Origin of the sequence: Nocardioides aestuarii, assembly GCF_039527245.1 — a bacterium.
GTDB classification, from domain to species: Bacteria; Actinomycetota; Actinomycetes; order Propionibacteriales; family Nocardioidaceae; genus Nocardioides; species Nocardioides aestuarii.
In genome coordinates, this window is record NZ_BAAAJT010000002.1 from 655,060 (window position 1) to 669,804 (window position 14,745).

At 70.7% G+C, this 14,745-nt stretch carries 12 protein-coding genes; 6 read left to right on the forward strand and 6 right to left on the reverse strand.

Annotated elements, in window-relative coordinates; all coding sequences use genetic code 11:
- Positions 1-26 precede the first annotated feature (26 nt).
- From ABD091_RS03270 to ABD091_RS03285, 4 genes are all read left to right on the forward strand, one after another.
- Entirely contained in the window at positions 27-749 is a 723-nt protein-coding gene (locus ABD091_RS03270) for a DinB family protein (protein WP_343915714.1), read from the forward strand.
- 341 nt (positions 750-1,090) lie between these two features.
- Positions 1,091-1,543 carry a globin domain-containing protein gene (locus ABD091_RS03275; protein WP_343915715.1) on the forward strand — a complete coding sequence of 151 codons (453 nt, stop codon included), beginning with the start codon at positions 1,091-1,093 and terminating at the stop codon, positions 1,541-1,543.
- A gap of 45 nt (positions 1,544-1,588) precedes the next feature.
- On the forward strand, positions 1,589-1,882 hold the full coding sequence (locus ABD091_RS03280) for a hypothetical protein (RefSeq protein WP_343915716.1): 294 nt from the start codon (positions 1,589-1,591) through the stop codon (positions 1,880-1,882).
- 122 nt (positions 1,883-2,004) lie between these two features.
- A complete protein-coding gene (locus tag ABD091_RS03285; protein WP_343915717.1) occupies positions 2,005-3,288 on the forward strand; it encodes a hypothetical protein in 1,284 nt (427 codons plus the stop codon).
- Between the two features lie 251 nt (positions 3,289-3,539).
- Here ABD091_RS03285 and ABD091_RS03290 read toward each other — a convergent pair whose 3' ends face one another.
- Positions 3,540-5,495 (reverse strand): TIGR03960 family B12-binding radical SAM protein, encoded by a 1,956-nt coding sequence (locus tag ABD091_RS03290; protein ID WP_343915718.1) that lies wholly within the window; start codon positions 5,493-5,495, stop codon positions 3,540-3,542.
- A 152-nt stretch (positions 5,496-5,647) separates the two neighbouring features.
- On the opposite strand from ABD091_RS03290, the gene ABD091_RS03295 reads away from it, so the two are divergent.
- Together ABD091_RS03295 and ABD091_RS03300 are read left to right on the forward strand one after the other, a co-directional pair.
- Positions 5,648-7,585 (forward strand): sensor histidine kinase, encoded by a 1,938-nt coding sequence (locus ABD091_RS03295; protein WP_343915719.1) that lies wholly within the window; start codon positions 5,648-5,650, stop codon positions 7,583-7,585.
- Positions 7,586-7,614: 29 nt separating this feature from the next.
- Positions 7,615-8,721 carry a calcium:cation antiporter gene (locus ABD091_RS03300; protein ID WP_343915720.1) on the forward strand — a complete coding sequence of 369 codons (1,107 nt, stop codon included), beginning with the start codon at positions 7,615-7,617 and terminating at the stop codon, positions 8,719-8,721.
- A 72-nt stretch (positions 8,722-8,793) separates the two neighbouring features.
- Here the strand turns inward: ABD091_RS03300 and rodA are convergent, their stop codons facing one another.
- From rodA to ABD091_RS03325, 5 genes are read right to left on the reverse strand one after another with little or no spacing between them, the layout of a single operon-like run.
- Positions 8,794-9,984 carry a rod shape-determining protein RodA gene (gene rodA, locus ABD091_RS03305; protein ID WP_343915721.1) on the reverse strand — a complete coding sequence of 397 codons (1,191 nt, stop codon included), beginning with the start codon at positions 9,982-9,984 and terminating at the stop codon, positions 8,794-8,796.
- Complete coding sequence (mrdA, locus tag ABD091_RS03310) at positions 9,981-12,101, reverse strand: penicillin-binding protein 2 (RefSeq protein ID WP_343915722.1); 2,121 nt, start codon at positions 12,099-12,101, stop codon at positions 9,981-9,983. The genes rodA and mrdA overlap by 4 nt, the downstream gene beginning before the upstream one ends.
- Before the next feature lie 10 nt (positions 12,102-12,111).
- Entirely contained in the window at positions 12,112-12,624 is a 513-nt protein-coding gene (mreD, locus tag ABD091_RS03315; protein WP_343915723.1) for a rod shape-determining protein MreD, read from the reverse strand.
- 4 nt (positions 12,625-12,628) lie between these two features.
- Positions 12,629-13,555, reverse strand: a complete 927-nt coding sequence (gene mreC / locus ABD091_RS03320) for a rod shape-determining protein MreC (RefSeq protein WP_343915724.1) — start codon at positions 13,553-13,555, stop codon at positions 12,629-12,631.
- Complete coding sequence (locus ABD091_RS03325; protein ID WP_343915725.1) at positions 13,555-14,583, reverse strand: rod shape-determining protein; 1,029 nt, start codon at positions 14,581-14,583, stop codon at positions 13,555-13,557. Before ABD091_RS03325 ends, mreC begins: the two co-directional genes overlap by 1 nt.
- Positions 14,584-14,745 lie beyond the last annotated feature (162 nt).

Genomic DNA, 14,745 nt, shown 5'->3' on the forward strand with positions numbered 1-14,745 from the left:
TCAGCGGTTCCCTCTACGGTGAGCGGGTGCGACGCTTCGACGACGAGGACCTCACCGGCGCCGAGTTCCGCGAGTGCGACCTCAGCGGAGCACGGTTCGTCGGGGTGGTCATGCAGGGCGTCGAGATCGACGGCCTCGTCACCGACCTCGTGGTCAACGGCGTCGACGTGATGCCCTACGTCGAGGCGGAGCTCGACCGTCGCCACCCCGTGCGCGTCCTGATCCGGTCCGAGGACCCGGCCGACCTGCAGGAGGCCTGGCGACAGCTGAAGGAAGCGTGGGACGCGACGGTCGAGCGCGTCCAAGCCCTCCCGGACGGCAGCGAGCACGTCCGCGTCGACGGGGAGTGGTCGACGGTCGAGACCCTGCGCCACCTCGTGTTCGTCCACGACTCGTGGTTCCGCCGCTGCGTCCTCGGGGTGACCGAGCCGCTCACCCCGTTGGGGCTGGCCTCGCCGTTCGTGCCCCGTCAGGAGGAGCAGGGGCTCGACCCCGCTGCCCGCCCGGGTCTCGACGAGGTGCAGGCCGTCCGCCGGCGACAGTCCGACGAGGTCGAGGCGTGGCTCGCCGAGGTCTCCCCTGAGGGCCTTGCTGCGCCCGCACCCGTGCCGGACGACGACCGCTGGCCGCCCTACACCGCGGGACGGACCGTCCACCAGTGCCTGCGCACCGTCCTCAACGAGGAGCACGCCCACCACGGCTTCGCGGTGCGCGACCTGGAGACGCTGTCGGGACGGGCGCCGTCCTAGCGACGGAACCAACGGCGGGACCACGCCGTCGGACCGGGGTGCGCGTGCTCGCGTTGACCCTTCCCCGAGGGGGTGGCACTGCGGCGGGGCAGCGTGACCCTCGAGGTCTGTGACGGGTCCCCGTGCGTCGACGCCCGCCGCACCCTCGGGCGCGAGTTCGGTGCCGGTCAGGTCACCGTCACCGCCGAGGTCCGGGACCGGGACGGAGCGCTCATGGCCACCGGCGGCGGGGAGGTGGAGCTGACCACCAACTACCCCAACGGCCGCGAGTGCGACAGCGACGGCGTCAGCGGCCGGATGACCCCTCGACGCCGTCGCCGGCGGGGACTAGCGTCGCGGACATGGACGCCACGGTCTACGAGGCCATGGGCGGCGCCGAGGCGGTCCTGGCGCTCGCCGAGGCCTGGCACCGCCGCTGCCTCGACGACCCGGTCGTCTCCCACGCCTTCCACGCGGGCACCCACCCCCAGCACACCGAGCGGCTCGCGGCCTACTGGGCCGAGCAGCTCGGCGGGCCGGCGACGTACTCCGGTGGCGTGGGCGACCACGCGAGCGTCGTGCGCGTCCACAGCGGCAACGGGCCCCACGAGCAGATGGACGGGCGCGCGGTCGCGGCCTTCGTGGCCGCGCTCGACGATGCCGGCATCCCCGCCGACCTTCGCCTCCGGGACACGCTCATCGCCTGGTTCGTCTGGGGCACGGCCCTGCTCAACCACCGCTACGCCGCGCCGGAGGACGTCCCGGACGACCTGCCGCTCCCCCGGTGGGGGTGGGAGGGCACCGACGGCTGGTAGTCGATTCCGCCCCGGGACACCGATCCGGGGCCTCATACTCCGGAGATGGGTACCCACGTCGCTCCGCGCCCGGTCGTCGCCCGGCAGGTGCTCCCGGTCGCGTTCGTCGCCTCCGTGGCGCTCGCCTGGGTGGCCCGGCTCCTCGTCGACGGGGCGCGCCCCTTCCAGAACGACGAGTTCTGGCTCTGGGTCGCCGTGCTGACCGGGGTCGGCGCCGCCGGCGTCGTGCTGGCCCTCACCCGACCGTCGCTCGGCTGGCGGGTCGCTGCCGGGACAGCGCTCGGCATCGCCGTGGCGATCCTCGCCGTCTTCCTGCAGACCCTCGCCCGTTCGGCGTAGGCCTCAGACGACGCTGAGCGGCAGCAGCTTCTGGCCGGTGGGGCCGATCTGGATCTCGGTGTTCATCTCCGGGCAGACACCACCGCGCCCAGAAATCGCGACGGCCATGCAAGCATGTCCGAATGACTCGGGATGTTCACACGCTTGATGAGGTCTACGGCGTCGCACGCGACCTGCCGGAGAACTACGTGACGCGGGACAGCGTGGACGCCGCCTTCGTGGAGGCCCTCACGCGCGACCAGCACATCGTGGTCTACGGCAGCTCAAAGCAGGGGAAGACGTGCCTTCGCAAGTACAACCTGGACGAGCGCGAGTACGTCGTCGTGACGTGCAACAACAAGTGGAGCCTGGGGCAGCTGCACAGCGCGATCCTCAAGGCCGTGGGCTACGTCGTCGAGGGAACATCAACGAAGACCGTGAGCGGCGACCTCAAGGTGAACGCGAAGCTGAAGACAGGCCTCAACTTCTGGGCCGCCAAGGGGGAGGCGGAGGCAGGCACCGAGGCGACCAAGGCCGAGGGCGCCGAGACCACCAGCACTCCCATGGAGCTGGACGCGAGCGATGTCAACGATGTCGTGGACGCCCTTGATGCCGCGAACGCGCCACAGTTCATCGTGTTGGAGGACTTCCACTACCTTCCGGAGGAAACTCAGCGAGACTTCGCAGTGGCCCTCAAGGCCTTCCACGAGGACTCCAAGTACTCCTTCATCGTCGTCGGTGTCTGGCTGGACGAGAACCGGCTTGTCCAGCACAACGGCGACCTCACCGGCCGAGTCATCACGATCGACGCCGACCGCTGGACCAGCGACGACCTCCTTCAGGTCATTGAAGGGGGCGAGGAACTGCTCAACATCGAGTTCGACGCCGCGTTCAAGGAGACGCTGCTAGACGGATGCTTCGAGAGCATCTGGGTCGTGCAGGAGAGCTGCCGGAAGGCCTGCGAGGATGCCGGGATCCGTGCGACTCAGGATGAGCGCACACATGTCTCCGGTGATGCCGGAGACCTGATCAAGACGGCCGTAGACGCCCACTCAGCCCGATACAACGGGTTCATCACGAACTATTGCCTGGGCTTTCAGACCACTGCGCTGGAGATGCATCGCTGGCTCTTGTACGCCGTCCTCAACGCTTCAGCCCTGGAGCTTGAGCGCGGACTGCTGTACGGCGACCTTCGCGTGACCATCGATACCGTCCACCCCAAGGCCCCCATCAACGCTGGGAACCTCACTCAGGCCCTGCTCTCCACGGCTTCGCTGCAGGTCGGGAAGATGGCCATCAAGCCGATCATCCTCGACTACGACCAGTCGAACCGCCGACTCAACGTGGTTGACCGGAGCTTTCTGATCTGGCTGGAGCATCGCGAGAAGTCTGAGCTGTTGACGCTGGCCGATCTTCCGGTGGACTGACGTTCCAAGACACTCCGGACTCATCGAGAAGGTCCGGCGAGAACGGGTACTCCCGGCCATCCCTGTCGACGATCGAGATTTCGGTGGTGACTGTCATCTGACGGCGTGGCATGTCCAACGTCGTAGCACCGGTGGCCGGCAATCGGGAACCGCGACGTCCGTGGACTGACACGGCCCGACCTCCGGCGTTTCTGGTCACTGAGGCATCTAATGCGAGAAACCTGAACACCCAGAAACGACTGCGATTCCGACTAGACGACGCTGAGCGGAAGCAGCTTCTGCCCAGTAGGACCGATCTGAATTTCTGACCCCATCTCCGGGCAGACGCCGCAGTCGTAGCAGGGCGTCCAGCGGCAGTCCTCGACGTCCTCGACCGAGTCGGGGTCGGCGGCGGCCGCGAGGGAGTCCTCCCAGTCGGCCCACATCCAGTCCTTGTCGAGGCCCGAGTCGAGGTGGTCCCACGGGAGCACCTCGTCGTAGTCGCGCTCGCGGGTGGTGTACCAGTCGACGTCGACGCCGGTGCCCTCGAGCGCGCGCTCGGCGGCGTCCATCCAGCGGTCGAAGGAGAAGTGCTCGCTCCAGCCGTCGAAACGCCCGCCGTCGCGCCACACCTGCTCGATCACGCGACCCAGCCGGCGGTCACCGCGCGAGAGGAGTCCCTCGACGATGCCGGGCTTGCCGTCGTGGTAGCGGAAGCCGATCGCGCGGCCGAAACGCTTGTCGGCGCGGACGGTCTCGCGCAGCACCCGGAGCCGCTCGTCGGTCGTCTCGTGGTCGAGCTGCGCCGCCCACTGGAAGGGCGTGTGGGGCTTCGGGACGAAGCCACCGATCGAGACGGTGCAGCGGATGTCGTTGTGGCCGGCGACCTCGCGGCCCTTGGCGATGACCTTCTTGGCGAGCTCGGCGATCTGGAGCACGTCCTCGTCGGTCTCGGTCGGCAGGCCGCACATGAAGTAGAGCTTCACCTGGCGCCAGCCGTGGGAGTAGGCCGTGGCGACCGTACGGATCAGGTCCTCCTCGGTCACGGCCTTGTTGATGACCTTGCGCATCCGCTCGGACCCGCCCTCGGGTGCGAAGGTCAGGCCGGACCGCCGGCCGTTGCGGGAGAACTCGTTGGCGAGGGTGATGTTGAAGGCGTCGACCCGGGTCGACGGCAGCGACAGCGAGACGTTGGAGCCCTCGTAACGGTCGGCCAGACCGGTCGCGACCTCACCGATCTCGGTGTGGTCGGCGCTGGACAGCGACAGCAGGCCGACCTCCTCGAAGCCGGACTTGCGGATGCCGTTCTCGACCATGTCGCCGATCGTGTTGATCGAGCGCTCCCGGACCGGACGCGTGATCATGCCCGCCTGGCAGAAGCGGCAGCCGCGGGTGCAGCCGCGGAAGATCTCGACCGAGTAGCGCTCGTGCACCGTCTCGGCGAGCGGCACCAGCGGCGCCTTGGGATAGGGCCAGGCGTCGAGGTCCATCAAGGTGTGCTTGCGCACCCGGTGGGGGATGCCGGGCTTGTTGGGGACGACCGCCTCGATGGTGCCGTCGGCGGCGTAGGCCACGTCGTAGAACTGCGGGACGTAGACCGCGCCCGAGACCGACAGCCGGCGCAGGAGCTCGACCCGCCCGCCAGGACGGTCCTCGTCCTTCCACTCCCGGACGACGTCGGAGATCGCGAGCACGACCTCCTCCCCGTCGCCGAGCACGACGGCGTCGACGAAGTCGGCGACCGGCTCCGGGTTGAACGCGGCGTGGCCGCCGCACACCACGACCGGGTCGTCGTCGCCGCGGTCGACCGCGTGGAGCGGGATGCCGGCGAGGTCGAGCGCGGTCAGCAGGTTGGTGTAGCCGAGCTCGGTCGAGAACGAGATGCCGAGCAGGTCGAAGGCCTTCACCGGACGGTGGCTGTCGACGGTGAACTGCGGGATCGGGCCCTGGTCGTCCCCCTCGCGCATCACGGCCTCGAGGTCGGGCCAGACCGAGTAGGTGCGCTCGGCCATGATCCAGTCACGCTCGTTGAGCACCTCGTAGAGGATCGCCACGCCCTGGTTGGGCAGGCCGACCTCGTAGGCGTCGGGATACATCAGGGCCCACCGGACGGCCACGGAGTCCCAGTCCTTCACGGTGGAGTTGAGCTCGCCCCCGACGTACTGGATGGGCTTCTGCACCGACGGCAGCTTGGGCTCGAGCCGGGGGAAGACCGACGCGACGGACACGACTGAACACCTCGCGAGACTGGTTGGGAACCGCCCCATCGTACGCGCCGGCCTCGTCTGGACCGATTCAGCGGACGCGGCCAAGCGGCTGCGGGGACCCGCCCCCACGACCTACCCTTCGGGCAACCGGAAGGTTGGGATCTGTGGGGATCGTGGGGATCACTGTGGGCACCGCCATCGGACGCCGGCTGGCGCTCGTGGTGGCGCTGTCGTGCGCCTTCACGGTGCTCGGCCTGCAGGTCGTCCCACCCGCCGGCACGCCGACGGAGATGTGGGCGACCCACGCCACGGCCTTCCTGTGGACCTCCGTCGTCTGGGACGGACGCAGCCGCCCGGAGCCTGCCGTGGCGGGCCACCTCGCCGCCCAGCTCGCCCTCTTCGCCGGCGTCGGCCTCGCCTTCGGCTGGGACCCGGTCGACCTCGCGTGGATGGGACTCGCCAACGTCGCGGGTGGCCTGCTGCTCCTCGTCCTCTACGCGCGGCTCCGGACCGGTACGACGATGGCGCCGGTCACCCAGACCGCCAACCTCGGACTGCTCGGCCTCTCGGTCGTGGTCTCGTTCCTCATCGCGCTCGTGGGCGGCTTCCCCGGCGTCGAGCTCGGCCAGCTCGACCGGCTGACGCTGTGGTGGGTGCTGCGCGGCACGGTCTACGCCTACGTCGCCGGCGTGACGCTGATGATGATCTTCCACTTCGACGAGGAGGTCGTCGAGCGGGCGCCGCGCTGGGCCGTGGTCGCCCTGCTGCCGCTCGGCGCGGTCTGCGTGTGGCTGACCTACCTCGACCCGTCGCTCCCGCTGACGTGGTTCCTGCTGCTGCCGGCACTCGTCGGGGGATCGCTGCTGGCCCCGCGCGGGGCAGCGGTCTATGCCCTCGTCATCGCGATGCTGTCGGCGCTGGCGACCCTCAGCCCGACGAACCAGTTCGACTACGACGGTTTCTTCCCCGCCTCCGTCATCATCGACGCCCTGGTGACCGCGGCGACCTTCATCACCGTCCACCTCGCGATCCTCCGTCACCAGCGCACGACCGCGACGGCCGAGCTCGAGCGGCAGCGCGGGGCCGCTTCCGAGCAGGCGGTGCTGCTGGGCACCGTCTTCGAGACCATGTCCGACGGCCTCGTCGTGCTCGGCCCCGACCGTGCGGTCGCGCTCCACAACGGAGCGGCGCGCCAGCTGATGGGACGCCCGATCCCGGTCGGTCGAGCCCGCAACTGGGTGGACTACTTCGGCCTCACTGCACCCGACGGGAGTCCCGTCGACCCGGAGGACCTCGCGTGGGGATCCGGCGGCACCTACCGCGGCGAGCTGCGCGTCGGCGACCGGCTGCTCGACGTCACGTCGTGGCCGCTGGGCGACCGCGGCGGGCGCACCGTCGTGCTGTTCTCGGACGTCACCAGCAACCGCGAGCGGCTCAGCGAGCTCGCCGGTTTCGCCGGCGTCGTCGCCCACGACCTCCGCAGCCCGCTCGCCAGCCTCCACGGCTGGCTGGAGATGGCCGAGGACACCTTGACGGCCGGCAAGCCCGACCGCGCGGGTGAGTTCATCACCCGGGCCCAGGTCAGCAGCAACCGGATGCGACAGGTCATCGAGGACTGGCTGACCTACACCGTCCAGCGCGACGGTGTGCTGACCCGGACCGAGGTGAAGCTGGCCACGGTCGTCGACGAGGTCGTGGCGTCGTACGGACGGGCGGCGGGCCGGGCCCCCGGGTTCGAGCTGGACATCGACCACACGGTCGAGGCAGACCGGGTGCTCACCACCCAGCTCCTCGCCAACCTCGTCGGCAACGCGGTGAAGTACTGCCCCGAGGGCGAGCGGCCCCACGTCCGGATCCGGTCGGTGGCCGACGACGAGCCCGACTTCGTGCGGGTCGAGGTCAGCGACCGGGGCATCGGCCTGCCGCCCGGCGAGGAGGAGAAGGTCTTCGAGGAGTTCCACCGTGCCGACGCCCACCGCGGCTCCTACTCGGGCACCGGTCTCGGGCTCGCCCTCTGCCGTCGGATCGTCGATCGCCACGGCGGCAGCATCAGCGCTCGCAACAACGACGAGGGCGGGGCGACGTTCAGCTTCACGCTGCCGACGAGGTGAGCGACCGGCCGTTCCCTAGGCTTTCGGTCATGGTCAGCGAGATGGTGCGGGGACGGTTCGGGTGGACGGTCGCCGTCCCCGTGGTCGCGGTGGTCGCGCTCGTCCTCACCTGGGGTCGCTCCCCCGGCGACCTGGTGCTGCTCGTGGTCGCCGCGCTCCTCATGGGCGCGGTGCTCGCCGCCGTCCACCACGCCGAGGTGGTCGCCCACCGGGTGGGCGAGCCCTTCGGGTCGCTGGTCCTGGCCGTCGCGGTGACGGTCATCGAGGTCGCCCTCATCGTGACCCTGATGGTCAGCGGCGGAGAGGGTACGGCGGGGCTCGCCCGCGACACCGTCTTCGCCGCCGTGATGATCACCGTCAACGGCATCGTCGGACTGTCGCTGGTCGTCGCGGCCCTGCGCGACCAGTTCGCCGTCTTCAACCCGGAGGGCACCGGCTCGGCCCTGGCGACCGTGATCACGCTGGCCACCCTCACCCTGGTCCTGCCGCGCTTCACCACGTCGGCGTCGGGTCCCGAGTTCACGAGCGGCCAGCTCGCCTACGCCGCGGTCGCCTCCCTCGGCGTCTACCTGATGTTCGTCTTCACCCAGACCGTCCGCCACCGCGACTTCTTCCTCCCCGTCGAGGACGGCGGCACCGCGCCCGACGAGGACGAGGACGGCCACGCCGACCCCCCGGGCGGGAGGGAGGCGCTGACGAGCCTCGCCCTGCTGCTGGTCTCCCTGGTCGCCGTGGTCGGGCTCGCCAAGGTCGAGTCGAAGCCCATCGAGACCGCCGTCGACGCCGCCGGCCTCCCCCACGCCGTGGTCGGCGTGATCATTGCGCTCCTGGTCCTGCTGCCGGAGTCGATCGCCGCGGTCCGCGCGGCCATGCGCCGGCGTACGCAGATCGCGCTCAACCTCGCCTACGGCAGCGCCATGGCCTCGATCGGGCTGACCATCCCCACCATCGCCATCGCCTCGATCTGGCTCGACGGGCCGCTCGCGCTGGGCCTGGGCAGCACCGAGATGGTGCTGCTCTTCCTCTCGGTGGTGGTCGGTGTGCTCACGGTCGTGCCCGGGCGGGCCAAGCCGCTCGCCGGCGGCCTCCACCTCGCGATCTTCGCCTCGTTCCTCGTCCTCACCGTCAGCCCCTGAGTGCCCGGTCGGCACCGGTGAAGGGCCGGGGATTGCCCGCTCGGCAGCCCGGAAGGGCCGGGGACTGCCCGGTCAGCGGCGGACGAGGACCCGGGCCTGGGGGCCGAGGCGGGCGGCAGGGCTGGTGGCGGTGCGGACGTGGATGTTCTGGAGCAGGCCGACGGCGAGCATGACGGCGAACATCGAGCTGCCGCCGTAGGAGACGAGCGGGAGCGGGACACCGGTGACCGGCATGATGCCGAGGCACATCCCGATGTTCTGGAAGGCCTGGAAGCCCAGCCAGCAGGCGATGCCAGCGGCGGCGATCCGGCCGAAGACGTCGTCGGCGCGGGAGGCGATGACCAGGGCACGCCAGATCAGCACGCCCAGCAGCAGGATCAGGAGCCCCGACCCGACCAGGCCGAGCTCCTCCCCCGCGACGGTGAAGACGAAGTCGGTGTGCTGCTCGGGGACGAACCCGGAGTGGGTCTGGGAGCCCTGGAAGAGGCCCTCGCCGAACAGGCCGCCGTTGCCGACGGCGATGCGGGCCTGCTCGGTGTTGTAGCCGGCGCCGCGCGGGTCGAGCTCGGGGTTGGTGAAGGCCAGGAAGCGGTCGACCTGGTAGTCCTCGAGCAGTCCCAGCGCGACCGCCGCGAGCGCGACCGCCACCCCGCTGCCGGCCAGCAGCGCCAACCAGCGCCGGGGCGCGCCGGACGCCGCGAGCACGCCGAAGACCGTCGCCGAGAGCACGAGCATGGTGCCGAGGTCGGGCTGGAGCAGGATCAGCACGGCGGGGACGCCGGCGATGAGCAGCATCAGCACGACGTCGATCCAGTCGACCGTACGGCGCCGCCGGCCCTCGGCGCGCTCGGCCACCACCAGGGCCATGCCGATCACCACCGCCAGCTTGGCGAACTCCGCCGGCTGGATCGAGAGCCCGCCCAGCTGGACCCAGGAGCGCGAGCCGTTGATGGTCGACCCGTTGGTCAGGACCAGGACCAGGCCGCCCAGCGAGGCGACGTAGACCGCCGGGGCGAGGATCCGGACCCAGCGGTGGTCGGTCGCCATGACCATCACCATCAGCACCAGGCCGATCGCGATGTTGACCAGCTGCTTGCGGAGGTAGGTCGTCGGGTCGCCGCCGGTGAGGTCGTCGCGGGCCGTCGTGGCCGACCAGACCAGCAGCGTGCCCATCACCAGCAGCCCGGCGACGGCCGCCATCAGCAGCCAGTCGAGACCCGGGACGCGCAGCGTCGACGCCCGCGGCGTACGGAGCATGCTCATCGCGACCCCCGGGGCGCCGGCGGCAGGATCGAGCCGTCCTTCGCGAAGGTCGGCAGCGTCCCGGGGGCGACGACGCCCGGGATCGCGGCACGGGAGGCGTCGACGGTGGTGCCGTCGATGCCGTAGAGGGCCTCGTAGATCTTGCGGATCGCCGGGCCGGAGGTGCCCGAGCCGGTGCCGCCCTGGCTGACCATCATCACCACGACGTAGTCCTTCGAGTAGGACGCCACCCACGAGGTCGACTGCTTGCCGTAGACCTCGGCGGAGCCGGTCTTGGCGCGGATGGTGACCTGGTCGAGCGGGAAGTCGATCAGCCGCCAGGCCATCGTGCCCTGGCGGGCGACGCCCTGGAGGGCGCGGTCGATGTAGCCGAGGACCGACGTGGGCACGTCGACCTTCGAGTCGACCTTGGGCGCGAACCGCTTCAGGACGGTGCCGTCGGAGCTCACGATCGCCTTGGCGACGCGCGGCTCGTAGAGGGTGCCGCCGTTGGCGAGGGCGCCGTAGGCCCGCGCGAGCTGGAGCGGGGTCACGATCGTGTCTCCCTGGCCGATCGCGAAGTTGACCGCGTCACCGGCCCGGTAGGCGTAGCCCTCGACGCAGAACTCCTTGGCGAAGAGGTAGACGAAGTCGCTGGTCTTCGCGTCCTGGGGCTTGGCGGCGATGTCGCAGTAGTAGCCCTTCATCTGCTTCCAGTAGTCGCGCTTCCACGCACGGTCGGCGATCCGGCCGGAGGCCTCCCCCGGGATGTCGATGCCGGTCTCGTCGCCGAACCCGAACTCCTTGGCCTCCGCGACCAGCGGGTCCTTCGCCTTCACGTCGTCGACGTCGGAGCCGTACTTCTGCCAGTAGTAGTAGCCGACGCGGTAGAAGAAGGTGTTGCAGGAGACCTCGAGCGCACGGTCGAAGCCGATCGAGCCGTAGGCGCCGGACTCGTAGTTCTTGAAGACGCGGTTGCCGACGGTGAAGCCTGAGGAGCAGTCGAGCCGGGTGTCCGGGCCGAAGCCGTGGGTCATGGCGCCCGCGGTCATGAACGGCTTCCACGTCGAGCCGGGCGCGAACTGGCCCTGCATCGCGCGACCGAGGAGCGGGGTGCCGGCCTCCTCGGAGTAGAGGCGGGCGAGCTGCTTCTTGGAGATGCCACCGACCCAGACGCCGGGGTCGTAGGTCGGCTGACTGGCCATCGCGACCACGCGCCCGGTGTCGGCCTCCAGCACCACGACCGCGCCGGAGTCGGCGACGTAGTTGCGGCCGGTGACGTCGTCGTGGGTGGCCCTGGCGGTCCGGATGGTCTCGGCCAGCTGCTTCTCGACCACGCCCTGGACCTTGGCGTCGATCGAGGTGACGAGGGTGTCACCGGGCTGGCTGGGGATCTCGCTCTCCTCGCCGATCACCTGGCCACGGGAGTCGACGGCCACCCGCTGGTAGCCGGGCATGCCGCGCAGCCACGCGTCGTACTGCTTCTCGACACCGGCGCGGCCGACGGACGAGGCACCGTTGACCGAGCGGTCGCCGGCCGCGCTGGCGGCGTCGTACTCCTCCTCGGTGATCGGGCTGAGGTAGCCGAGCACGTGGGCGAGGTTGATGCCGAAGGGCTCCGGGTAGGCCCGCACGCTCTGCTGCTCGGCGATGACCGACGGGTGGTCCTCGGGCTGCTCGAGGATCCGCAGCGCGACCCGCTGGGGAACGTCGCGCGCGATCGGCACGGGCTGGAAGGGCGACCCGTTCCAGCAGACCCCGGGGACGCTGCCCTCGTCGCCGCAGGTCACGAGCTGCTGGCGGATCCGGCGCGGGGACCGGTCGACGGTGTCGGAGAGCCGCTGGACCAGCTTCGCCTGCTGGGCCGGTGACATCCGTTCGAGCAGCGTGCGGTCGATGGAGACGACCCACGACATCCGGTTGGTGACCAGCGGCCGGCCCTGGGCGTCGACGATGAGGCCGCGCTGCGGCTGGACCACGATCTCGCGGACCGACTGGTTGGCGGCCTGAGCGGTGTAGGCGTCGCCGCTGACGACCTGGAGGTAGTAGAGGCGGGCGAAGAGGGTCGCGAAGAGGCTGAAGACCAGGGCCTGGATGACCAGCAGCCGGAGCCGGCTGCGGGTGTCGCTGCTGCTCATCGCGTCGTGCTCACGCCAGGGCCCGCGCGGGCTCGAGCTTGCGGAACATCGTCATCAGCGGCGGCAGCACGAACGGCGTGAGCAGCACGTCCCACACCACCGCCACGAGGATGACCTGGAGCAGCGTCGAGACCTCGAAGGTGGTCACGCCGAGGACCATGCCGGACAGCGCGAAGACGGAGGTGCCGACGAACGAGGACAGCGCGACGGTGGCCACGACGGCCGTCGCCGCGGGACGCTGCTCCGCGTGGACCCGTCCGGCGACGTAGCCGACCAGGACGAGGGCGAGGGCCCACTGCCCCGCGACGTGGTCGGCGGGCGGTGCGAGGTCGAGGACGACGCCGCCGGCGAAGCCGAGCACGGCGGCGAACTGGGCGCCGCGGGTGAGGGCGGCCGCGACGACGACGAGCAGCACCAGGTTGGGGACGATGCCGTGCCACGCGACGTGGGGGAAGACGCTGACCTGCAGCACCAGCGCGACGGCGACCGCCGCGAGGGCCACCAGGGAACGGACCAGGCTCATCGGGTCACCTCAGCTCGCCGTCGGCCTCGATGACGGCCCGGTCGCTCGGGGTGCCCGAGGGCACCACGACGCCGACCAGGTCGAGCGCGCCGAAGTCGACGAAGGGCTCGATGACGGCCCGCTGGGCGGTCTCACGGATGGAGGAGTAGACGCTGGTCACGCGCCCGACCGGCACGCCGGCGACGTACGGCGCCCCGCCGTCGCTCCCCCAAGTGACGACGGCGTCGTGCTTGGCCGGCACCTCGGCCTGGTCGACCAGCTCGAGGTCGAGCTTGCCCTCGGCGCCGAGGTCGCCGCGGCCGCGCAGGAAGCCCATCTCCATCGACTCCCCCACCCGGCCGCCGACGACCGAGCCGGTGTCGATGACCAGCAGCACCGTCGCGGTCGTGCGGGTCGTGCGGAGCACGCGACCGACGAGGCCGTCGGCGTTGAGGACCGTCTGGTCGGGGGTGATCCCGGCGTCGGAGCCCGCGTCGATCGTGACCGTGCGCGAGAACGACTGGGAGGGGCCGATGCCGACCACCCGGGCCGGCACGAGCGCCTGGCCGAGGTTGTCGGCGGCGGCCGTGAGCCCGTCGTACTCGGCGAGCCGGTTGCGGTCGAAGCCCGACCGCGCGACCTGGGAGCGCAGCTCGGCGTTCTCGGCCTCCAGCGAGCTCAGCTCGGCCTTCAGCGAGTCGCGGGTCCGGAAGAAGTCGGGGATCGCCGCGATCGGTCGGACCACGGCGGCCGTGGCGTTCTCGACCGGGCCGAAGACCTCACCGACGGCCGCGCGGACGGGCTCGAGCGGCGAGTCGCCGTCGCCCTGGACGTCGAGGACGATCAGCGAGGCGCAGGCCAGGACCAGCGCGACCAGCAACGCCCGCGAGGGGCGGCGCCGGTCGGCATCGAGGTCACCGAGGCTGCGCCAGCGGCGTTCGCGCTGGCCCATCAGAACCGCCGGGGCTCGCTGACGAGCACCTGCTGGAGCGCCTCGAACTCCTCGACGCACTTGCCGGCGCCCAGTGCGACGCTGACCAGCGGGTCCTCGGCGACGTGGACGGGCATGCCGGTCTCGTGACGCAGCCGCTCGTCGAGGCCGCGCAGCAGGGCGCCGCCGCCGGTGAGCACGATGCCGCGGTCCATGATGTCGCCGGCCAGCTCGGGCGGGGTCTGGTCGAGGGTCGAGCGCACGGCGTCGACGATGGCGTGGAGCGGCTCCTCGAGCGCCTGCCGGATCTCGGCGCTGGAGACGACGACGGTGCGGGGCAGGCCGGAGACCATGTCGCGGCCGCGGATCTCGGCCTCGGGCTCGTCGGGCAGCGGGAACGCCGACCCGAGGGTCATCTTGACCTCCTCGGCGGTGCGGTCGCCGAGCATGAGGGAGTACTCCTTCTTCATCCACGCGACGATCGCCTGGTCGAGGTCGTCGCCGGCGGTGCGGATGGAGAGGCTGGTGACGATGCCGCCGAGGCTGATGACGGCGACCTCGGTCGTGCCACCGCCGACGTCGACGACCATGTTGCCGGTCGCCTGGTGGACCGGGAGCCCGGCGCCGATCGCGGCGGCCATCGGCTCCTCGACGATGTAGACGCGGCGCGCGCCGGCCTGGTAGCCGGCCTCCTTGACCGCACGCTGCTCGACGGCGGTGATGCCGCTCGGCACGCAGACGACCATGCGGGGCTTGGCGAAGTAGCGGCGGCGGTGGACCTGCTGGATGAAGAACCGCAGCATCTGCTCGGTCGCCTCGAAGTCGGCGATCACGCCGTCCTTGAGGGGGCGGATCGCGGTGATGTTGTCCGGCGTCCGGCCGATCATCCGCTTGGCCTCGTGGCCGACCGCCAGGATCTCACCGGTCGTGTCGTTGAGCGCGACGACGCTGGGCTCGTCGAGCAGCACGCCCTTGCCGCGGACGTAGACGAGCGTGTTGGCGGTGCCGAGGTCGACCGCCATGTCGCGGCCGATGAAGCTGTTCGCCATAGGGGTGCCCACCCTCGTGCTCGTCGTACCTGGGGAAGAGGGGGTACGACGCTCTGCCACAGGCCGAGGAGTGCCCCCTGTGTGCAGGGTAAGGAGCGGTCTCCCCGGAACTGGGGAGACACGCGGGGCTTCAGGCCGAAGGAAGGCTCACCGGGTTTCGAG